This is a genomic window from Polycyclovorans algicola TG408, assembly GCF_000711245.1.
In the GTDB taxonomy this organism is placed as follows: domain Bacteria; phylum Pseudomonadota; class Gammaproteobacteria; order Nevskiales; family Nevskiaceae; genus Polycyclovorans; species Polycyclovorans algicola.
On sequence record NZ_JOMH01000001.1, the window covers coordinates 1,167,173 to 1,188,072 of the forward strand.

Genomic DNA, 20,900 nt, shown 5'->3' on the forward strand with positions numbered 1-20,900 from the left:
GCTATCGGGCGGTACCGTCTGCGTCGGGTGTTGACGGATTCGAATGGGCCCTGATCGCGCTACGGAGCAGCGTCATCGCCGCGTCACGGTTGCCAAAGCCGGACGTCACCACGGCCTTGCGTCCCTTGGGCAGGTTTTTATAGACGTTGAAAAACTCTTCGATTGCCTGGCGCTCGATCACCGCCAGGTCATCGATGTCCCGGAAGGCGTCGTAGTGGGGGTCCACGGCAGAGGTCGGTACTGCAATGATCTTCTCGTCGCCTTCACCGCCATCAACCATGTTCAGCATGCCAATCGGTCGCACCCGGATCAGTGCGCCGGGCACGATCGGCTCGCGGGTCAGCACCAGCACATCCAGCGCGTCGCCGTCATCCCCGAGGCTGGACGGCACGGCGCCGTAGTTGGCCGGGTAGCGCACGGCCATGCTCTGAAAGCGATCGACCATCACATGGCCGCTGGCGGGATCGATCTCGTACTTGGTGAAGCTGCCCTGGGGGATCTCGATCAGCGCCAGAAACTCTTCGGGCGCGGTGGCCGGCTGGGCCACCGAGAACGGGTGGGGCATCTGAGCGCCGAGGCTTGGCACCTGCGGCGCCAGCGTCAATCCCATTACCGCGCAGGCAGAGCGCGTCGCGCCCCCGAGTCGTAAGCCAATGTGCATGCCGGAAGGCTAGGCACGCGGGGTTATCTTTTTATGACGGCGTGATTGTGTTTTTGTGACCGCGCCGCGCGCCGCTCATTCCGGTGTGACGGAGTCGGGGCCGGCCGCTGATTGCGGATGATGCGACTTGTCCGGCTCTCGGGCCGCCCGCCACGCAGCGGAAGGCGACGGTCATGCCCGCGTGTTTCGGCTACCGTGGGGCGGTGATCCGCCCGGCGTCGGAAGGCTTCCGACCCCGTAGGCGCCGAGGTTCAGCGCAAGCGATGAGGGCTAGCGAGAGCGCATCTCTCGTGCCGGGCGGGTTGCTCCAACGGTGTCGCCGTGTCTTGAGGCCGGACTGTTCGCGGCGCAGTCTTGTCACATGAACCTTTCGACTGAACATCTGACCGCAGCGGTTCTGGCGCTCCCCAGCGAGGTCAGAGCGGCGTTGGTCGACCGTCTGATCGAGAGCCTTGATCCGGTCAATGATCACGCCCAGCAGGCACTTTGGGCCTCTGAAGCCCTGCGTCGCAGGGATGAGGTGCGGGATGGCCGCGTGGCGACAGTGCCGGCAGCAGACGCCTTTGCAAAAGTTCGTGAAGCCGTCACGCTGCCCCGGTGAGGGTCGAGTTTCATCCTGAAGCGCTGTCGGAATTTCAGGAGGCAGCGCAGTACTAGGCGACGCAGCAGCCCGGACTTGGACTCCGCTTCGTCGAGCAGGTGGAAGGGGTCATCAACAGCCTTGCCGATCACCCCGAGACCTACGCAGTCTTCGAGCAGGACGTGCGCCGCTGCCTGGCAAAGCGCTTTCCGTATGCGGTGCTCTACACCATCGAGCCGGACCATATTCTCGTTGTGGCCGTCATGCACTGCCACCGTGCGCCGAGATACTGGCGTCATCGGCGCACCGGAAACCCTGGCTGATCAAGCCGCAATGTCGACGTAATCGACACGGCTTGAGGGTGGTGGAATGACGATGCCGTCTTCCCGCATGCCTTCCAGATGGAAGCCGATGGCGACGCGAATCTCCGCCTCCACTTCCGCCTCGCTACTGCCGGTGGCGACGCAGCCCGGCAGATCGGGCACGTAGGCCGAATAGTTGTCGGCGACTTTTTCGATGACGATGGCGTAGCGCATTGGGGTATTCCAAATGGGCTGAACTAGCTGTTGATCTTTTGTTCCAGAAGGGTGGCGATCAGGTGTCCCTGTGCGGCCAGCAGCTTTAGCAGATCATCTAGCGGCACAAAGTAGGCCCGAAGCTGTTCGATTCTAATTGGGCGACGGGCCATGACAACCGTGTGTTGATGGTCGCCTGAGCCGAAATATGGCGCAATAAATTCCAAGGCAATGCGCTTAGTTCGCGAGACGCCAGCCTGTTGGCATCGCTCAACCACGTCCTTTGCAACCTCATGTCGATCTTCAGTCGTTCCTTGACGATGGACGATCCTATGCCTCAATGCAGCCGCCGCTGCAGGTACCAGCGACAGATCGATGCCATTGCGATATCGCTCTTCCCTGATGCGCATGCCGGGCAGAGTCTCACGGAATGATTTGAGGATTTTTTCGGGCTTTTTGCTGCGCTCAGAGTTGTTCGCTACCAGCGAGCAAATCAGTTGGCGTTCTGCCGTCGCATGCAAGTCAAACAGCAGGTTTTCATACAGCTCGTATGCCGTCGCGAGCAGCCACGACTGAGCGAAGATGCCGGCAAGGGCAAGTTCTCGAAGCGTGTCATCAGTGTTGTGCTCGATCATTCCTGCGCTGATGGGTTGGCCATCGTTTGCACTGGAAAAGCTGAAGCTGTAACCCGCTGAAGACCCTCCCGTGAGCGCCAACGTTTCCTGATCAAGATTGGCATCAAGTTTTTGGGTCTGTCGCATGGCGTCTCGCACCACGTCCCCCATCAGCGATGCCGTGACGGTAAGTTTTGCCACACCCGTCAGAAACTCGAGAAAGCGAGATTCTGGGCTGAGCCCCTCGGGGGTTTCCATTTCAATTCACCGCCCGATAACCCGCGCCTTCGGGCTTGATGCGCCCCAGCGCTTCCAGGGTGTCGAGGATTTGCGGCAGGCGTTTTTTCCACGGGCCTTTTCCGGTGAAGCAGGCCGCGATGGCCTCAAGGCTGAGCGGAACGCGGGCGGCGGTGAGCACGTCGGCGACGCTGCGTACCTGGGCGGGCAGTTCTGGCGGCCAGGGCTGGCGTTTGATCGGCGCCACCACGGGCGCGGGGCTGTCGTCTTCGACGTCCATATCGGCTTCGATCTGGGTGTTCGCGGTGCCGCCCTGCGGGTTCTGGAACTCGGGCCGCAGCCAGCGGATATGGCCGCGCGCTTCTTCCGCTGCACGCTCGGTGTTGAGGGCGACCAGCCGGTTCAGCAGCTCGGCCTGCGCGGCGGCTTGCGCGTCGTCGGGTTCGGCGAAGGGCGTGGTGCCGCCGGGCTTGCCGACCAGGTCGGGGGCCAGGTCGCCCCAGCCGTAGGCGGCCAGCACTTCACGGTCGAGGTCGTCGTGCAGGCTGGCGAGCACGCTCACCAGGCCCTGTTCGTGGATGACTTTTTCCTTGGCAGTGAGCGGCCGCTGCTGGCGCAGCGCTTCGAGCACGTTGTAGCAGCCGGTGAGCGTCAGGTTGGGATGCGCCGCCTGCTGCTGCTTGCGGTGACGGTCGATGGCTTCGGCGAGTTTGCCGATGCGGGTCGACTGATCGGGGTTGAGATTGGGGAAGGGGAAGGTTTCGAAGCAGCGGGAGTTGTTGTATCGCGAGTCGTTCCCCATCCCCAGTCTGCCGCCCGATGCCAGTGCCCATGCCGCGTGAACTCGGCTCGATAGCGTCCCATGCGAGGCTCCGTCATCAAGTGCGATTGACACCAGGCCTTGATCAGCTGCGATCTCTCGATCCACGAATAGGAAAATTCGATGCTTTGCCGTCATAACGGTGGCGATGTAGCGCTGCAACCCTGCTTGGCTCTCCCTCAATCGAGGATTTGGTTCGCCAAAAAGCCACCAGTTTTCTCGGCGCCCCTTTCGAGGGTTGAGGTCTCGCTCGGGCTTCACTCTTGAATGCAGCCATTGAAAGATCGCTGGAAATTGGCTGCGCAAGACATTTTCCGACAATCCGAAAGCATCAATCACATAGACGTTTCTTGGCCGCTCGGTCAGGTCTCGTCCGTTCCGAAAGGGGCGAATGATTGATTCATGGCCGGCTCTGGAGAGTCCTAACTCTCTGGCTTGACTTTCGTTAACGACAAAGCCTGCCCCCATTAGCACGAGCCCCCGCACGCTCACCCCTTTACTGCTGATCAGTTGCTTCGCCCCGGCCACGTCGGCGCCAACGGAGAGATCAGCGTTAATGGCGCCACATTGGCTAGCAAACTCAGCTCGCATGCCCTCCGCCTCGCGCTCCCCGGTTTCCTTGAGCACGCGCAGCACGCGGCCGGTGGCCGCGCCCTCTCCCAGCCTTCGGCCACCCTCTCCCGCACGCGGGAGAGGGGTTGGGGGAGAGGGCGGCGCGTCAGCGCCGGGGGCCGCGCCCACGGTCATGGCAATCCGCACGGCGGCGCCATCGCCGCTGTCCACCCAGGGGTGGTCGGGGACGGCAAAGGTCAGCACCAAAGCAGCGCCGTCATTCCCGCGCAGGCGGGAATCCAGCTTTTCGGTCGTTTCCTCGGTGGCCGTACGCCGCGCTGCGCGCGCCGCCTGGATTCCCGCCTTCGCGGGAATGACGGGATTGAGGTGTTGCTCAATCACCCGCCGATTGAAGGTTTGGCGAATGCTGTTGGTGGTGATCAGGCCAAACTGGCGCAGCGCGCCGGCGCGGGTGAGTTCGGCGGCGTGGTGCCACCAGTACATGACGAAGTCGCTGCTTTCGGGCACGTGGGGCCAGGTGTTGCGCAGGGCTTCGGTGTAGCCGTCGCCCAGCGCATCGCGCATGCGGGAGGCACCGATAAACGGCGGATTGCCCACCACAAACTCCGCCTCGGGCCACACAGCCTTGCGCGGGTTCAGGTACCGCTCCTGCGGCGTCTGTGCGGCTTCATCGGGCACGTCTTCGCCGGTCACTGGATGCTTTTTGAAGCTGCGGCCATCCCAGCGGGTGACGGGTTTGCCGTGCTCGTCGACCACAAAGTCCACGCTGTCGTAATCCAGCACGGCGTCGCGGCATTCGATGGTGCGAAAGTCTTTGAGCACGGGCAGCGGCGGGGTGGCGTCTTTGCGGGTGCGGAAGTGCCACTGCAGGTAACCAATCCACAGCACCAGCTCGGCCAGCGCGGCGGCGCGGGGGTTTACTTCCAGCCCCAAAAACTGGTGCGGGTCAACGGTGAGCCCTTCGGTCTCGAAGCTTTGGCTGGCGCCGAGCGACTCCATTTGGTTGAGCACTTCGCCTTCGAGCCGCTTGAGGTGCTCCAGGGTCACGTACAAAAAGTTGCCGCTGCCGCAGGCGGGGTCGAGCACGCGCACGTTGCACAGGTGTTGGTGAAACTGGCGCAGGGCCTTGAGCGCGTTCTTGGTGTCACCTTCTTTCGCCAGGGTGAGCGCGGTGGCCTGGGCCAGCTGCCAGTCTTCCCGCAGCGGCTCGATGACGGTGGGCAGCACCAGCCGCTCCACGTAGGCGCGCGGGGTGTAGTGGGCGCCCAGCTTGTGGCGTTCGCGCGGTTCCAGCGCGCGTTCCAGCAGGGTGCCGATGATGGCGGGTTCCACCTGCGTCCAGTCGGCCTTGCCGGCCTCGATGAGCAAGTCAATCTGCGCCCGCTTGAGTGGCAATACGTCGGGCGATTTGAACAGCTTGCCGTTGAAGCGCAGCAGTTCTTTGCGCAGCAGCACCGAGAAGCCGCCCCGGTCCATGGTTTGCCACAGGTCGGCCACCAGCGGCACGAACTGCTCGGGCGCCTGGCTCAGGGTTTCCAGCAGTTCGGTGAAGCTGCGCTGCGGCAGCAAGCCCACGTCTTCGGCGAAGAACGTGAAGATGCAGCGGGTGAGAAACCCGGCCACGGCTTGCGGCGGGTGTTGGTCGGCCTCCAGCGCGCGGGCGATGAGCGCCAGTTGTGCGGCAATTTGCCGGGTGACGGCGGCGGTGCGACGCGCGGGGTTCAGCTCCAGCGGCTCCAGCCAAAGTTGCCGCAGGCGTTGCTGGATTTCGGGTTGGCGCAGGTCGCTGAGGCGAATGCGGTGGCTGCGCGGGTCGGGGAACGGTGTGTAGGTGGCGCCGCTTTGGCTGAACTCGGCGTACAGCTCGATGACGTGACCCACGTCCACCACCATCAAAAATGGTGGGCGGCCTTCGCTGGCGGGCAGCGCGCGGGCGTAGTTCTCGGCCTGGCTGCGGGCGCGCAGCAGGGCGTCGTCGAAGGCTCTGCCCTCGTTCTTTTTGACCTTTTTGGCTTCGCCGATGAAGCAGCCGCGACGGTACAGGTCGATGAAACCCTGCGAGCTGCTGCCGTCGCCATGACGAAAGGTGACGCGGCGCTCGAACACGTAGGCGTTGTCGCGGGTGTCGTCCTGCGCCGGGTCAGGCTGCGGCAGGTCCAGCGCGGCGCAGAGTTCGGTGAGAAACAGTTGGTAGTTGGCGCGCTCGCTGCCACCCGTGGATTGCCAGCGGGTGATGAAGGTTTCGATGTCGGCGGTCATGGCCGATTGTAGGCCGGGCGATGCGGGTTCAGGCCGATGGCGTGTGCTCGGCCATCGACCTGACGGGCACGCGCCCCAATCGGCTCAGGCCGGCTCGACAACCAAGGTGGCGCCATCAATGGCTTTGACCACCACTGCGGTGCCGGCGGGCAGGTCGGGGCCGGTGATGCGCCACTGGGTGTCATCGATGCGGATGCGCGACACGCCGTTGACGATGGTCGTGTCCAGGGTCAGGCGACGCCCGATGTAGGCCGCGCCACGGCGGTTGAGGTGCGGCTGATCGGTGGGTTTGGCGGCCGGACGAAAGCGTTTGTAGGCAAAGAAGCTGGCGATGGCCAGGGCGCTGAACAGCGCCAGTTCCCACTGCCAACCGAGGCCTGGCACCGCCCACGACACCAGCCCTGTGGCCATGGCCGCGACGCCCATCCACAGGAACACGGCGCCCGGAAAGAAGGCCTCCAGCGCCAGCAGCAGCAGGCCGGCCACCCACCAATGCCAGAAGACGATCTCGGTCATGGCTTAGTCCGCCTTGTTGACCGACTTGGCGAGTTCGGCGATGCCGCCGATGGCGCCGATCACGCTGCTGGCTTCCAGCGGCATCAGCACCAGTTTCTGGTTGGGCGCGGCGCCGATGACGGTGAGCGCCTCGACGTATTTGGTGGCGACAAAGTAGTTGATGGCCTGAATGTCACCCTTGGCGATGGCCTCGCTGACCATGGTGGTGGCCCTGGCTTCGGCTTCGGCCTGACGTTCGCGGGCTTCGGCATCGCGGAAGGCGGCTTCCTTGCGGCCTTCGGCTTCCAGAATCTGCTGCTGCTTCTCGGCCTCGGCGGCCAGAATCTGCGCCTGGCGCTCGCCCTCGGCTTTCAGAATCGCTGCAGCGCGAAAGCCCTCGGCATCGAGAATGTTGGCGCGCTTTTCGCGCTCGGCCTTCATCTGCCGGGCCATGGCATCGACCAGATTCTGCGGCGGGCGAATGTCCTTGACCTCGACGCGCGTCACCTTCAGGCCCCACGGCGTGGTGGCCTCGTCGATGACGGTGAGCAGATGGCTGTTGATCGAGTCACGCTGGCTGAGCAGCTGGTCGAGGTCCATCGAGCCCATCACCGTGCGCAGGTTGGTCTGTGCCAACTGCGCCACCGCGTATTCGAGGTTGTGGATTTCGTAGGCGGCCTTGGCGGCATCCAGCACCTGGTAAAACACCACGCCGTCGACCGCCACCATGGCGTTGTCTTTGGTGATGACCTCTTGGGTGGGCACGTCGAGCACCTGCTCCATCATCGGCATCTTGCGCGCCACGCGGTCAACGTACGGGATCAGCCAGTGCAGGCCGGGCCCGAAGGTGCCGCGATATTTGCCGAAGCGCTCAACGGTGAACTCCATGCTCTGCGGCACGGTGACCACGCCTTTGTAGAGCGTGACCACGACGAACACCAGAAACGCCAACGTCAGTATCGATGCCATGCCCATCGCTCCACTCCCCGAATGCGCGGCGCGCAATGTGGAGCGGAGTGTGCCTGAGCACGAGCACGCAGGCGTCTTGCGGCATGGAAGTTGCGTCCACCCAGGGGTGACGTCCGTATTTCCGTCGTCCTCGCGCCCTCGATGTGCCGACCCAATCGGCATGGAACCTGGCTCGCGGATGTGTGCAACGCCCGTGTCGAAGCACGCCCCCGTTATTCATCACAGCTGAGGATTGCCATGTCGATTAACACCCTGCAACGTCGAGCGTTTTTGAAGGCCTGTGGCGCCGCCGCGCTTGCCGGCATTCCGGTCACCGTTTTGGCGCAGGCGCCCGCAAAACTTGCGGAGGACGAGCCCATCGCAAAGTCACTTGCCTACCTTGAGGACGCGTCAAAAGTGGATGCCGAGGCCAATCCCCGATTCAAGTCGGGCAACAACTGCGGCAATTGCGCGCTCTACGTGACGGCCGACGAGGCGGACGGATTCGCGCCGTGCCGTGCCGTGGGCGGCAAACTTGTCGCCAAGGCGGGCTGGTGCAAAGTGTGGGCGCCGGCCTGATCGAGTCTGAGCCGGCCTCTGCGTGAGGCCGGCATTGACCCCGGCACCTACTCCGGCAGTTCGACCGCCACGAGCTTCCAGGCCAGCCCCTGTCGCGCCAACACCATGCGCGTGGTCTTGTCGTCATCGTCGACGTCGACCACGAAACGGTCCCACGCGGTGTACCCCAGGCGCACGTCGGGGTCGTCTTGCGCTCCGGCGCTTGAGGCTGGCTCGCCGTTTTCGGACGGCCCAGAATCGTTGCGGGGGTCTTGCTCCATCAGCCGCGCAAGGCTTTCGGGTGTGACTGCGGCCTCAATCATTCGGTCGCTGAACATGCCGCCCACGGCGCCGCCGAGTTCTGCCAGCGGGCCGCTGCCAATTTCCTGCTCGACGCGCCGCTGCGCCAGCTTGCCGCCCTGTGCCTTGAGGCTGTCGCGCACGGCCGGGAAGTCGATGAAGCTGGCCAGCCGCTCGTGGTCGCGCTGGTCGGCCGACTCACGCATCTGGTAGGCGGTGTAGTACGGCTGCGCGAACACCAGTCCGCCCGCGAGGGCAAGAAACACGGCGAAAAGGATTTTCATGGCGAAGTCTGCACGGTGGGTGGAAAGGCCTGGCGAATGGCGCGGGTGACGGCATCGGGATGGGCATGATGCGGTGCATGACCCGCGCCGGGAATCATCACCACTTCGGCGTGCTTGACCACCGGCAGCACGCGCCGTCCGTGGTTCCAGAACGGCACCAGGGTATCGGCCTCGCCATGGATCAGCAGCAACGGCTGGGTGATCTGGTCGTAGCGCGGGCTGAGGTTTTGCATGTATTCGTTGAGCCGCGTCATGTCTTCGACGTTGTCGAGAAAGGGCCGCGGGCGCAGCGCCAGCATGGCGCCGATGCCGTCCACATAGCCGGGTGGCACGGGATCGGGCGCCAGCACACCGGTCACCGCCTCGGTGAGCCGGTCACGACCCACCGGGTAGACCACCGTCCAGGCAAACAGCGGCCCGACGATGGGCAGTTGGCCGACGTCGTAAGTCCAGCCCACCGAGCCGGCCCAGTGACCGGCCACGCCGGCCAGCGACACGCCGCCACGAATGCGGTCCGGGTATTCGACCAGCGCACTCATCACCAGTGAGCCGGACCAGGAGTGCCCCAGCACGATGGGTTGCTCGGCACCCAGCTGGGTGCTGGCGCGCAGGATCAGGTCCATGACAACCGCCGGGTCGGCCCAGTCACCGGGCATGCGCTGGCTGTAGCCGTGACCCGGTCGGTCGAAAGCCAGCACCCGGTAGTCGTTGGCAAGGTCGTCGAGAATGCTGCTGGCAAAATCGCGCAGGTTGGAGCTGGCACCGTGCATCAGAATGATGGGCTGGCCGCGTCCGCGATCCACGTAATGCAGTCGCACGCCATCGACGGTGATGAACTCGCCGATGGGCGGCAGGTCGCGCTCGATACGGCTTTGACCCCACAGGCTGAACAGCGCCATGCCCACCAATAGTCCGATGAGCCCGAGTACCCCGTATCCCAGCATTGCCTATGCTCCCGTTCACCGAGTGGGCGGCATGATCGCGATGTCGTCGCTCGCCCGAACCGTCTAAAAAGTTATCCATGTCGACCGATATCGCACCGATCACGCTCAAAGCCCGCATGCTCGGGTGGTGCCTTGCCACCCTGACGCGGTTCATTTACGTCAGCAGCCGCAAACGGTTTCACAACCGGGCGCTGCTCGAGCATTATTTTGCCAGTGGCCAGCGCTTCATCATGGTTGCGTGGCACAACCGCAACATTGTCGGACCCATGGGTTACGTCGCACATGCGCCCAAGGGCCGCGTCTTTCGGCCGCTGGCCAGCGCCTCGCGCGACGGCACGCTGGCGGCCATGACCATGCAGAACCTGGGCGTTGACTGCATTCGCGGCTCGTCCAGTCGCGGCGGCACACAGGCCTTGCGCGAGATGCTGCGTGCTGCCAAACAGGGCGCCGACCTGGGCATCACCCCGGATGGCCCGCGCGGCCCCATTTACGAGGTGCAGGCCGGTGTGGTGGCCGCCGCGCGGCTCACCGGCTTGCCGATCATCGCCATGAGCTACCACGCCAAGCGCCACAAACGGCTCAAATCGTGGGACCGGATGATCGTGCCGTCACCGTTCACCACGCTGGCCTATGGCTGGGACGGACCGTTCACCGTGCCCAATGGCGCCAGCGACGAGCAGATGGACGCGGTGCGCAAGCAGGTCGAGCAGTCATTGTTGCGTCTGAATGATCAGGTGGCCGTATTGGCCGACACGGCGCCCGATTGACTGGCGCGCCAGTGCGGCCGGCAAGCCCGACACTTGGGGCCGTCAGCCGCCTGACCTATCATCAGTCAATGTTTACGGCCCTTGCGGCCCCAGTGGAGCGGTTCATGCGGGATGATTTTGAAGCCAGTTTTGCCGAGCAGCTTGCAGCTATCGAGGCCGAGACCGGGCCTGCCGTGGCCCCCGGCGTTAACGCGCGGCTGACCGAAACCCCCGACTTCACGCCCTTTTGCTTCGGCTACCCGAAGCCCGATTCCGACAGTGGCGCACAGCATCCCGCTGCCCTGCTGGCCGACCTGACCTGGGATGCCGGCTCGCACGACCGCGCCAGCGCCATGCTCACCGCCTACGCCGATGACGCGGCCACGCGCGAGACCTTGCTGCGCGGCGTTGACGATGAATCGCAACTCGCCGTGTCGAGAATTTTGGCGATTCTGGTCTGTGCCGAAGAGTCGGCGGTCAACGTGTTTCACCACGAGTGCCACCGGCTCAGCGACGCGCAGATTGCCGCCGATCACCAGGCGCTGCGCGAAATCGAAACCGAAGAGCGCGTCCATGCCTGGCTGATTCACGCCGCGCGCAGCCACTTGCCGGTGCCCGACGACATCGACGCCATACGCCGCCGCACCCGGCGTTTGTTCATGCGCGTGGCCAGCCGTGACGTGCCCACACACTTTGCGCGGCTCACCGGACTGGACTCGGGCGTGTGCATCTCGCTCAGCGCGCTGCTGGGCTCGGCCAAGGTCAACAAGATTGAAGGCTTCGCGCGGCTGATCAAACACATTCGTCGCGACGAAGCCACGCACGTCAAAAAGAGCCGCGACCACGCGGTGGACCTGGGCTTCAACCCCGACCAGTTTCACGAGTGCTACGACCTGACCCGCAGCGGCATGGTCGGCATGCTCGAACCCATCGCCAGCTCATTCGAGACCCTGGGGGTGGACCCGGATCGCCTGTTCAAGCGGCTGATGCGCTTTCAGGAAAGCCGCCTGGCCGGTGAGGCAGCACTCATCGACTGAGGCGCCCATCCCGCGCCCGGCGCGGTGGTGAAGGTCAACCCCCGTTCATCGACCGGTTCGTGCCGTGCACGGGCCGTCTCGCGCGTGTGGCCGCCCCCTCGCGAGCGGGCGGTTGCACGTGCCGCAAAAAAGCGTAATGTGTCGATGATTAGCGTAGATCGCAAAATCATGTAACAAATGCTCAACCCCCGACGCCTCGTTCTCAAGCTGTTGCTCGCCGCCGATCGCGGCGTGCTTTCCACGCGTGAGGCCGTCGCGGCCGGGCAGTTGATGGGCTTTACCGAAAACAGCGTGCGGGTGGCGCTGGCGCGGCTGTCCAGCCAGCATCTGATCGAAGCCTTTGGGCGCGGCGCCTATCACCTGGGCCCTGCCGGGCAGAGCCTCGCCGCCGACGTGAAACGCTGGCGCTCCGGCGAGGCACGGGTGGTGCCGTGGTCAGGCCACTGGGTTGCCGTGCACACCGCCGCCCTGAGCCGCAGTGACCGCAGCGTGCTGCGCCAACGCGAACGTGCCTTCGGCTTGCTGGGCCTGCGCGAATTGCAGCCCGGTCTGCATGTGCGCCCCGACAATCTGCGCGGCGGCGTGGCGGCCGTGCGCAGCCGCCTGCACGCACTGGGCATGCCGGCCGAGGCGCTGGTCTTCGGCATGCATGAACTGGACGACGGGCTGCGGCAGCGTGCCCAATCCCTTTGGGACGGCGCCGCGTGTTCGGCCCATTACCGACAACAGCGCGCACAACTGGAGCAGTGGATGGCGCACGCCGCGACCCTGGCGCCCGATGTGGCCGCCCGCGAAGCCTTCGTGATCGGCGACGCCGCGATCCGAACGCTGGTCTTCGACCCGCTGTTGCCGGAACCCTTGGTCGACGTCGCCGCACGCGCCGCCTTCACCGACGCCGTGCTGCAGTACGACCGGCTGGGCCATGCGTGTTGGCAGCATCTGCTTGGCAGCCAAACGGCTGCATCCAGCGGACGCCGCAGTTCCCGAACCCGCCCCGTATTTGCTGCCGAATCCCTGAGGAGCGCGCCATGAGTCCGAGTGCCGTGACCGAACCGCCGTTTCGCCCCCGAGCCGTGTTCACGCCCGAGGAACTGGCGGCGCTGACGCGGCGTTCTGATCTGGCCGGCGTCGCCGTCACCGCCGGCCTCTGGGCCAGCATCGCAGCCTGCTTCGCGCTGCTGGCGCTGTTTCCGAATCCGCTGGTGTTCATCGCCGTGGTGGTGCTGCTCGGCGGGCGTCAGCACGCGCTGGCGGTGCTGGGTCACGAGGCCGCGCACCGCACCTTGTGCCGCAACGAGCGGCTGGGGGATTTTCTGGGTGATTGGCTGGGCGCGCGCTGGGTCTGGCAGGACGTGCCGCGCTACCGCGCCCACCACCTGAAACACCACGCCCACACCGGCAGCGATGCTGACCCCGATCGGTCGCTGAACCGACCGTATCCGGGATCGCGTCGCGCCCTGCGCAAGCGGGTGATCCGCGACCTGCTGGGCCTCACCGGCCTGCGGCGTCTCGCCGCGCAGTTTCTGATGGACATCGGCGTGTTTCGCTACACCGTGGCCGCCGAGGTCGAGCGTCTGCCGCAGGACGGCCGCCGCTGGACCGATTACCTGCGCAGCGGCGTGCGGCACATGAGTGGCTTCGTGCTCACCAACCTTTTGATGCTGGCGGTGCTGATGACACTGGGCATCGGCTGGACCTACCTCGCCTGGGCGGTGGCCTATCTGACGACCTTCAGTCTGTTCATCCGCCTGCGCGCGATTGCCGAGCACGCGGCGATGGACCGCGACCCCGACGTGCGCCGCAACACCCGCACCACCCGTGCAGGCTGGCTGGCGCGACTCACCCTGGCGCCGCTGAACGTGCACTACCACCAGGACCATCACCTGATGGCCGCCGTGCCCTGCTATCGCCTGCCGACGCTGCACCGGCTGTTGCGTGCACGCGGTGTGGTCGCCGAGCCGCCGACCTATCTCGGTGTTTGGCGCGCTGCCACAGCGGGCGCTGCGCGATGAGCACGGTCCTCACCGAGCGACGCGGTGCAGTCTGGATCGTCACGATCAACCGAGCCGAGGTCCGCAACTGCGTCGACCGCCCGACTGCCGATGCCTTGGTGGCAGCGTTCCGTACCTTCGAGGCCGATGCCGACTTGCGCGTGGCGATTCTGACCGGTGCCGGGGACGCGTTCTGTGCCGGGGCCGACCTGAAGGCGGTGGCCAGCGGCGTGCCTGATCGGGTCAACCGCATCGAGGTCGAAGGCGACGGCCCCATGGGCCCCAGTCGCATGCAGCTCAGCAAGCCGGTGATCGCCGCCGTCGAAGGCCACGCCGTGGCTGGCGGGCTGGAACTGGCCTGCTGGTGCGACCTGCGCGTGGCAGCCGACAACGCCGTGTTCGGCGTGTTCTGTCGGCGTTTTGGTGTGCCGCTGATCGACGGCGGCACGGTGCGTCTGCCGCGCCTGATCGGGCACAGCCGGGCGATGGACCTGATCCTCACAGGGCGCCCGGTGGATGCGGCCGAAGCGCTGCGTTTCGGTCTGGCCAATCGCGTCGTACCTGCCGGGGAGGCCTTGAACGCCGCGCTGGAACTGGCCGAACAGTTGTGCGGATTTCCGCAGACCTGCCTGCGCGGCGATCGCTTGAGTGCCTGCGCGCAATGGGGCCAGATCGAAGGCGTCGCGATCGCCAACGAGTTTCAGCACGGCCTCGCGGCGCTTGAAGCCGGCGAGACCGTTGCCGGTGCCAGCCGGTTTCGGGATGGCAGCGGGCGTCATGGTCAGTTTTGAGGCGATGACGGTCACAGGCCGGCCCGTAGGCGTGGCCTCAACCCGACCGGCAAGGCGCAACATCGGCTTGATGACCGACCCCAACCCCACCCAAGCGTCGCAACGAGATTGACCCCATGGACACCCTGAACACGATGACCTACGCCGTGACCGGCCGCATTGCCCGGATCACGCTCAACCGCCCGCAGCGCGGCAACGCCATCACCCAGGACCTGCCGCGCGAACTGTCAGCCTGTGTGGAGCGCGCCAATCTCGACGCGGCGGTGCACGTGATCGCGCTGGCCGGCAACGGCACCGGCTTCTGCGGCGGCTACGACCTGCTGCAGTCGGCCGAGCAGATGGGCGCGCAGGCCTTCGGCGACGCCGGGCAGGCCGGGTCGCCGCTGGACCCGGCGGTGATCGCCGCCAATCACAACCCGTCCCGCACCTGGGACCCGATGACCGACTACGCGATGATGTCGCGCAATGTGAAGGGCTTCATGAGCCTGTTTCACAGCGAGAAGCCGGTGGTCTGCAAGGTGCACGGATTCTGCGTGGCTGGCGGCACCGACATGGCGCTGTGCTCCGACCTGCTGGTGATTGCCGACGACGCCAAGATCGGCTATCCGCCGGCGCGGGTCTGGGGCTCGCCCACCACGTCGCTGTGGGTTCACCGAATCGGCCTGGAAAAGGCCAAGCGGCTGCTGTTCACCGGCGATTGCCTGTCGGGCAAGGAGGCGAAGGAATGGGGCCTGGCCATCGAGTCGGCACCCGCAGATGAGCTTGACGAGCGCTTCGCAGCGCTGCTGGCGCGCATCGCCCGCATGCCCATCAACCAACTGGTGATGATGAAGCTGCTGCTCAACCAGAGCGTCATGCAGCAGGGCCTGCACTCCACCCAGGTGCTGGGCACGGTGTTTGACGGCATCACCCGCCACACCGCCGAGGGCTACGCCTTTCAGCAGCGCGCTGCCGAGGCCGGGTTCAAGCAGGCGGTGCGCGAGCGCGACGAACCGTTTGGTGACTTCGGGCTTTCCACGTTCAAAGGCTGATCCATGACCGCGACCACATTTCCCTCGTTCGACACCCATCAGGTCAGCAACCAGCCGTCGGTGCTCGAAGGCTTCAACGCCTTCGACACCGACCCGATGCTGCAGGCGGCGGTGCGCCATTACGGCGCCGACTGGGCCCGCCCCGCGCTCAGCGCTTACGGCGCGGTGGCCGGTTCCGAACTGCTGGAACAGGGCCGCATCGCCAATGAAAACCCGCCCCGGTTGAAGGCCTTTGACCGCTTTGGCCATCGCATTGACGAGGTGGAATTTCACCCCGCCTACCATCGCTGCATGACCCTGGCCATGAAACACGGCCTGCACGCCTTTGCGTGGTGGCATGCCGATCAGCCCTCGGCGCACGTCGCCCGCTCGGCCATCACCTACCAGCACGCCCAGTTCGAGGCCGGCACCGGCTGCCCGCTGACCATGACCTACGCGGCCATCCCGGCGCTGCGCCACAGCCCCGAGCTGGCCAAGGTCTGGGTGCCGCGCCTGACCTCGAAGGTGTATGACCCGCGGATGCTGCCTGCCTCGCAGAAGCATGGCTGCACCATCGGCATGGGCATGACCGAAAAGCAGGGCGGGTCGGACGTGCGCAGCAACACCACCACCGCCACCGCGCAGGCCGATGGCCACTACACGCTGATCGGCCACAAATGGTTTTTCTCGGCGCCAATGTGCGACGCCTGGCTGGTGCTGGCGCAGGCGCCGGCCGGTATCACCTGTTTTCTGCTGCCGAAAATGTTGGAAGACGGCACCCGCAACCGCATCCACATCCAGCGCCTCAAGGACAAGCTGGGCGATCGCAGCAACGCCAGCTCCGAGGTCGAGTTTCACAACGCGGTGGGCCTGCGCGTCGGCGAGGAAGGGCGCGGTGTGCGCACCATTCTCGAAATGGTGGCGCTGACCCGGCTCGACTGCATGGTGGCCTCGGCGGGGCTGATGCGCCAGGCCACCGTGCAGGCGATTCACCATTGCCGCCAGCGCAGCGCCTTCGGCAAGCCGCTGATCACCCAGCCGCTGATGCAGAACGTGCTGCACGATCTGGTACTTGAAAATGACGGCCATCTGGCGCTGGCGATGCGCGTCGCCCAGGCCGTCGATCAGGGTCCGAACGACCCCGCGCAGGCCGCGTTTGCGCGCATCGCCACCGCCATCGGCAAGTACTGGATCTGCCGCCGCGCGCCCTCAGTGGTCAACGAGGCGCAGGAATGCCTGGGCGGCGCGGGGTATGTGGAAGAAACCCTGCTGCCGCGGCTGTACCGGCAGGCGCCGCTCAACTCGATCTGGGAAGGCAGCGGCAACGTGCAGTGCCTCGACGTGCTGCGCGCGCTGTCACGCGAACCCGACACCCGCGAAGCATTGTTCGGCGAACTGTTGGCCATGCAGGGCGCCGACCCCGATCTTGACCGTGAACTGGCCGCCCTGCCGCGGCTGTTCGACGACGTGGCGACGCTGGAAGTCCGCTCGCGGCAGATCGTCGAGCGCGTCGCCCTGGCCCTGGAAGCGGCCTGTCTGCTGCGCATGAATCACCCCAATGCAACGGCGTTTATCCGCAGCCGCATTGCCCGTGAACATGGCCTGGCGCTGGGGACGCTGCCGGCGGAGTGGGTGGATGTAGGCGCAGTGGAGGCAAGTTTTCTGGGCTGACGGGCGACAGCTCAGGCGCCCTCAATGTGCAACTCGTCGGCAAAGCGCCGCGCCGCGTGATCGGCGGCATCCAGGTAGGGGTTCATGACGCGGGTGACGCCGGCGGCCTTGAGCTGGTCGCCATGTGCGTGGTCGCGCACCACGCCGGCGATGGGGCCGCGATAGCCGCCTTCGGCGAGCGCGTGCAGCAGCCCGCGGTTGGCGTCCCACAGCGGCAGGCTGGTGATCACCCACTCGACGCCGGCCAGCGGCAGCGATTCGATGAAGCCGGGGTCTTCGCCATCGCCGAAGCGCACCGGCAGACGTTGATGTCGCAGTCGGCGGACGATTTCGGGATCAAACTCGATGCCCAGTACCGGCACCCCGCGCGCCTGCAACTGACGCAGCAGCCGCTCGCCGTAGCGCCCCAGTCCGAAGATGATGATGCGCGGTTCGGCCCCCGGCTGACGGCTGGCCTCGACCACCAGCTCGCGCACCGGGCGGGCGCGTTCAAATACGCCCAGCACCGGCGCCAGCCACTCATAGAGCCGGTGCGAGTAGACGATCATGTAGCTGGACACGGTGATGGTGACCAGGCCCACCAGCGTGGTCAGGCCCAGCGCTTCGCGTCCAACATGGCCCAGCGAAATGCCCATGGCGACGAAGACGATGGAGAACTCGCTGATCTGCGCCACCGTCAGGCCCGCCAGAAACCCGGTGCGCTTGCGGTAGCCCATGTAACCCATGATGGCCATGACGATCAGCGGATTGCCGATTAAAACGAACAGCGACAGCACGCCGGCCGAAAGCAGCTCGTCGCCGAGCACCGACAACTCCAGTTGGGCACCGAGGTCGATGAAGAAGAACAGCAGCAGGAAGTCACGAATGCCGGTCAGCCGTGCGTTGATGGCCTCGCGGTAGCTCGTCGATGCCAGCGAGAAGCCGGCCAGAAATGCCCCCGCCTCGCGGCTGAAGCCTGCCCACTCGCCAAGTGCGGCCAGTCCCACGCCCCAGGCGATGGCGAAGATCAGCAGCAGCTCCTGCGAGCGCGCCATGGTTTCCACCAGCTTCGGCAGCACGTAGCGCATCAGCACGAACATCAGCGCGCCGGCGGCGATCAGACGGCCGGCCAGTTGCACTGCCACCATGCCGATGGCGGTGTCTTCGTCGGCACCGCTCATGGCGCTCATGGTCATCATCGCCACCACCACGGCGATGTCCTGCACGATCAGAAAACCGATGGCGATGCGGCCGTAGAGCGAGTCCAGCTCACGTTTGTCGGACAGCAGCTTGACGATGATGATGGTGCTGGAAAACGTCAGCGCCACGGCGATATAGACCGCCTCCATCGGTGACTTGCCGAGCAGCAGCACCAGCCCGAAGCCGAAAAAGATGGTGAACGCCAGTTGCCCGAGGCCGGTGGCAACCGCCACCGCGCCAATGTGGCGAATATGGTGCAGGTCCAGCTTGAGCCCCACCACGAACAGCAACACCGCAACACCGACCTGTGACAGCAGATGGATCTCGGCGCTGGCCTGCACCAATGAAAACCCGGCCGGACCCACGGCAATGCCGAGCACGATGTAGGCGATCAGCACGGGCTGCTTGAGTCGTACGGCGACCGCACCCGCCAGGGCCGCCAACAGCAGCAGCAGGGCAATCTCGGAGAACGCGCTGGTCAGGGTGAGTTCGGGCATGGCGTTGGCTTTGAATATAGTCGCTATGCCCCAGATCGGGCGACACCTCGGAACGGCGATGCCTTTTCCCTTTTTTCAAGTCGACGCGTTCACGCGTCGCGCCTTCTCGGGCAACCCGGCGGCGGTCTGCTTGCTGGAGAGCTGGCCAGACGACGCCCTTCTGCAGGCCCTCGCGGCCGAAAACAATCTGTCAGAAACCGCCTATCTGGTGCCCGAGGGGGCAGATTGGCGACTGCGCTGGTTCACGCCCACCACCGAGGTGGACCTGTGCGGCCATGCGACCTTGGCGGCGGCACAGGTGCTCGCTGAAACGCAGGCGGGTGACGCGACCCAATGGCAGTTCCTGACCCGCAGCGGGCGCCTGACCTGCACCGCCGAGGGTGGCGCCTGGTGCTTGACGTTGCCGGTGCTGCGGCTGACGCCCGGTGAGGTTCCCGATCTGCCCGGCGTGCCAGTGCTTGAGGCGTTCGTCGGCATGGACACGGTGCTGGTGCTCGCCGATGCCGATGCGGTGCGCGGCTTCGACCCTGAGTGGGCGCGACATCCGGCCTTTGCCGGCGTGCGGGGCCTGTGTGTGACTGCGCAGGGCGACGCGCCGGGGGTGGATTTCGTCAGCCGCTTCTTCGCACCGAACGCGGGCATTGCCGAGGACCCGGTCACCGGCTCGGCACACTGCGCGCTGGCGCCTTATTGGGCGACACGGCTGGGCCGCAAAAGATTGAGGGCGCGGCAACTCTCGGCGCGTGGCGGCGACGTGGACTGTGAAGTGGACGGCCAGACCGTGCGGCTGCGCGGTCACGCCGTCACCGTCATTCGCGGGACGGTGACGTTGGACCGTTGGAACTGAGCGCCGGGCCGCGCTGCGCCAGCCACACGCCGACCGCCGCGAGCGCAAAGCCGGTCCATTGCCAGAGCCCGAAGCGATCGCCGAGGACCAGCATCGCCATGACCCCGGTCACCGGCGGCACCAGGTAAAACCAGCCCGACACCACGCGTGCGCTGCCGGTCCGCAGCAGCCACAGGTAGAGCAACAGGCCGCAGCAGGAGTTGATCAAGGTCACCCACACCACGCCGGCGATGGCGGCTGGGGTTGGGGTCATGGCAAAGCCTTCGAGTGCGGCAAAGGGCAGCAGAATCACCAGCGCCACCAGCAGCTGCACCAGCAGTGCGGTGCGCGGCTCCAGTGCGACCGGATGCCGCCGCTGCAGCAGCGTGCCGCCGCTGAGCGAGGCCAGTGCGCAGAGCGCGAGCATCAGGCCCAGCAGGGTGCCGGGTGTGGCCAGCATCGGCGTCAGCACCAGCCCGACGCCGGTCAGGCCGATGAGCGCGCCCGGCACGGTGTAACGGCCCAGCGACTCGCCGAGAAACACCCGGCCACCGAGGGCGGTGAGCAGTGGCATCAGGCCGGCGATGAGCCCGGCGGCGGCGGCCGAAGCGCCGGTATGCATCGCCGCGTAGGTGAAGCCGAAGAAGCCGGCCTGCAGGAACAGTCCAGCCAGCGCCGCGCGCAGCAGGTCGGGTTTTGTCGGCGCCGGGCCTGCGCTGCGACGCAAGGCCACCCACACGCCGATGATCAGCGCCGAGCCGGCAAAGCGCAGCACGGTGGCGGTGAACGGCGCGAAGCCCTGCAGCGCGAAATGCGCGCCCAGGTAGCCGCTGCTCCACAGCAGAACGAACAGCAGGCCGCCGGCGGAGGCGGATGAGAAGATGGGCGTCATGCCGCTATTGTGCGGTCTGCCTGCGTGCGAAGCGCTGCAACAAAGGTCGGACAACAGCGGCAATCAGCACAGTGACCGGCGCCGCCAGCAGCGCCCACACCACGACACCGGCCGCCGCCACCCACAGATAGTCGGCCGCCGCACCCCATAGGTCGGCCTCGAAGCGCGCGACCAGTGCAGGCACGTCCAGCAGCGGCAGTGGCGCCATGCCAAACAGCCATTCCCCGGCGCGCCACAGCGGCAGAATCAGCAGCAGTTGCAGCGGGTAGGCGGCGTAGTTCACCGCCTGGATGACCGCGTGATTGATGCCGCGCCACTGCGCGATGGCCGCGCACAAGAACGTTGAAACCCCGAGTGCCGGGATGCAGCCGATGACCACCCCAAGCGCGATGGCGTGCGCAAGCTGTTCGGGCGTCAGGCCTTGCAGCAACCAGCCGCGCAGGCGCGCCTTGAGGCCGGATTGCGCCGGCAC

General features: G+C 65.8%; 21 protein-coding genes and 1 pseudogene. 11 read left to right on the top strand and 11 right to left on the bottom strand.

The genetic code is table 11. The features are described 5' to 3' along the window. Nucleotide 1: 1 nt before the first annotated feature. Nucleotides 2-610 (bottom strand): inorganic diphosphatase, encoded by a 609-nt coding sequence (locus tag U741_RS17700; protein WP_152551505.1) that lies wholly within the window; start codon nucleotides 608-610, stop codon nucleotides 2-4. A gap of 412 nt (nucleotides 611-1,022) precedes the next feature. Here U741_RS17700 and U741_RS0105625 point away from each other — a divergent pair, with 412 nt between their 5' ends. Both U741_RS0105625 and U741_RS17705 read left to right on the top strand, forming a co-directional pair. Continuing rightward, a complete protein-coding gene (locus tag U741_RS0105625) occupies nucleotides 1,023-1,262 on the top strand; it encodes an addiction module protein (RefSeq protein WP_029889506.1) in 240 nt (79 codons plus the stop codon). Nucleotides 1,263-1,351: 89 nt separating this feature from the next. Continuing rightward, nucleotides 1,352-1,564, top strand: a pseudogene (locus tag U741_RS17705) (type II toxin-antitoxin system RelE/ParE family toxin); the annotation flags it as partial. Here the strand turns inward: U741_RS17705 and U741_RS0105635 are convergent. The 5 genes from U741_RS0105635 to U741_RS0105655 all read right to left on the bottom strand — a co-directional run bounded on the left by U741_RS0105635 (nucleotide 1,565) and on the right by U741_RS0105655 (nucleotide 7,729). Next, the gene (locus U741_RS0105635) at nucleotides 1,565-1,777 is read right to left on the bottom strand and encodes a type II toxin-antitoxin system HicB family antitoxin (RefSeq protein ID WP_029889507.1); all 213 of its coding nucleotides are present in this window, start codon (nucleotides 1,775-1,777) and stop codon (nucleotides 1,565-1,567) included. A 23-nt stretch (nucleotides 1,778-1,800) separates the two neighbouring features. After that, nucleotides 1,801-2,628, bottom strand: coding sequence for a hypothetical protein (locus tag U741_RS0105640; RefSeq protein WP_029889508.1), 828 nt, complete (start codon nucleotides 2,626-2,628; stop codon nucleotides 1,801-1,803). A 1-nt stretch (nucleotide 2,629) separates the two neighbouring features. After that, the gene (locus tag U741_RS0105645) at nucleotides 2,630-6,259 is read right to left on the bottom strand and encodes a class I SAM-dependent DNA methyltransferase (protein WP_029889509.1); all 3,630 of its coding nucleotides are present in this window, start codon (nucleotides 6,257-6,259) and stop codon (nucleotides 2,630-2,632) included. 84 nt (nucleotides 6,260-6,343) lie between these two features. Beyond that, nucleotides 6,344-6,775, bottom strand: coding sequence for an NfeD family protein (locus tag U741_RS0105650; protein WP_029889510.1), 432 nt, complete (start codon nucleotides 6,773-6,775; stop codon nucleotides 6,344-6,346). Between the two features lie 3 nt (nucleotides 6,776-6,778). Continuing rightward, the gene (locus U741_RS0105655) at nucleotides 6,779-7,729 is read right to left on the bottom strand and encodes an SPFH domain-containing protein (protein WP_029889511.1); all 951 of its coding nucleotides are present in this window, start codon (nucleotides 7,727-7,729) and stop codon (nucleotides 6,779-6,781) included. Between the two features lie 231 nt (nucleotides 7,730-7,960). On the opposite strand from U741_RS0105655, the gene U741_RS0105660 reads away from it, so the two are divergent. Then, nucleotides 7,961-8,281: a high-potential iron-sulfur protein gene (locus U741_RS0105660; RefSeq protein ID WP_029889512.1), complete on the top strand. Its 321-nt coding sequence runs from the start codon at nucleotides 7,961-7,963 to the stop codon at nucleotides 8,279-8,281. 47 nt (nucleotides 8,282-8,328) lie between these two features. Here U741_RS0105660 and U741_RS0105665 read toward each other — a convergent pair whose 3' ends face one another. Together U741_RS0105665 and U741_RS0105670 are read right to left on the bottom strand one after the other, a co-directional pair. Further along, entirely contained in the window at nucleotides 8,329-8,844 is a 516-nt protein-coding gene (locus tag U741_RS0105665; protein WP_029889513.1) for a DUF2939 domain-containing protein, read from the bottom strand. Next, nucleotides 8,841-9,788, bottom strand: a complete 948-nt coding sequence (locus tag U741_RS0105670; protein ID WP_052378532.1) for an alpha/beta fold hydrolase — start codon at nucleotides 9,786-9,788, stop codon at nucleotides 8,841-8,843. The genes U741_RS0105665 and U741_RS0105670 overlap by 4 nt, the downstream gene beginning before the upstream one ends. Nucleotides 9,789-9,865: 77 nt before the next feature. Here U741_RS0105670 and U741_RS18275 point away from each other — a divergent pair, with 77 nt between their 5' ends. The 7 genes from U741_RS18275 (at nucleotide 9,866) to U741_RS0105705 (ending at nucleotide 17,034) form a co-directional block, all read left to right on the top strand. Continuing rightward, nucleotides 9,866-10,555, top strand: coding sequence for a lysophospholipid acyltransferase family protein (locus tag U741_RS18275; RefSeq protein WP_052378533.1), 690 nt, complete (start codon nucleotides 9,866-9,868; stop codon nucleotides 10,553-10,555). A gap of 104 nt (nucleotides 10,556-10,659) precedes the next feature. Further along, nucleotides 10,660-11,571, top strand: coding sequence for a hypothetical protein (locus U741_RS0105680; protein ID WP_152551506.1), 912 nt, complete (start codon nucleotides 10,660-10,662; stop codon nucleotides 11,569-11,571). Between the two features lie 177 nt (nucleotides 11,572-11,748). Then, complete coding sequence (locus U741_RS0105685) at nucleotides 11,749-12,603, top strand: PaaX family transcriptional regulator C-terminal domain-containing protein (protein ID WP_084154680.1); 855 nt, start codon at nucleotides 11,749-11,751, stop codon at nucleotides 12,601-12,603. Continuing rightward, entirely contained in the window at nucleotides 12,600-13,583 is a 984-nt protein-coding gene (locus U741_RS0105690; protein WP_029889518.1) for a fatty acid desaturase family protein, read from the top strand. Before U741_RS0105685 ends, U741_RS0105690 begins: the two co-directional genes overlap by 4 nt. Further along, nucleotides 13,580-14,353, top strand: a complete 774-nt coding sequence (locus tag U741_RS0105695; protein WP_029889519.1) for a crotonase/enoyl-CoA hydratase family protein — start codon at nucleotides 13,580-13,582, stop codon at nucleotides 14,351-14,353. The genes U741_RS0105690 and U741_RS0105695 overlap by 4 nt, the downstream gene beginning before the upstream one ends. Nucleotides 14,354-14,469: 116 nt before the next feature. After that, nucleotides 14,470-15,384, top strand: a complete 915-nt coding sequence (locus tag U741_RS0105700) for a crotonase/enoyl-CoA hydratase family protein (protein ID WP_029889520.1) — start codon at nucleotides 14,470-14,472, stop codon at nucleotides 15,382-15,384. A 3-nt stretch (nucleotides 15,385-15,387) separates the two neighbouring features. After that, complete coding sequence (locus U741_RS0105705) at nucleotides 15,388-17,034, top strand: isovaleryl-CoA dehydrogenase (protein ID WP_029889521.1); 1,647 nt, start codon at nucleotides 15,388-15,390, stop codon at nucleotides 17,032-17,034. Nucleotides 17,035-17,045: 11 nt separating this feature from the next. Here the strand turns inward: U741_RS0105705 and U741_RS0105710 are convergent, their stop codons facing one another. Continuing rightward, entirely contained in the window at nucleotides 17,046-18,710 is a 1,665-nt protein-coding gene (locus tag U741_RS0105710) for a cation:proton antiporter (protein WP_029889522.1), read from the bottom strand. A gap of 58 nt (nucleotides 18,711-18,768) precedes the next feature. On the opposite strand from U741_RS0105710, the gene U741_RS0105715 reads away from it, so the two are divergent. Continuing rightward, nucleotides 18,769-19,557, top strand: coding sequence for a PhzF family phenazine biosynthesis protein (locus U741_RS0105715; protein ID WP_029889523.1), 789 nt, complete (start codon nucleotides 18,769-18,771; stop codon nucleotides 19,555-19,557). Here U741_RS0105715 and U741_RS0105720 read toward each other — a convergent pair. Together U741_RS0105720 and U741_RS0105725 are read right to left on the bottom strand one after the other, a co-directional pair. After that, the gene (locus U741_RS0105720) at nucleotides 19,520-20,428 is read right to left on the bottom strand and encodes a DMT family transporter (protein WP_052378534.1); all 909 of its coding nucleotides are present in this window, start codon (nucleotides 20,426-20,428) and stop codon (nucleotides 19,520-19,522) included. The genes U741_RS0105715 and U741_RS0105720 overlap by 38 nt on opposite strands. A gap of 4 nt (nucleotides 20,429-20,432) precedes the next feature. Next, complete coding sequence (locus tag U741_RS0105725; RefSeq protein WP_161776138.1) at nucleotides 20,433-20,900, bottom strand: DUF2062 domain-containing protein; 468 nt, start codon at nucleotides 20,898-20,900, stop codon at nucleotides 20,433-20,435.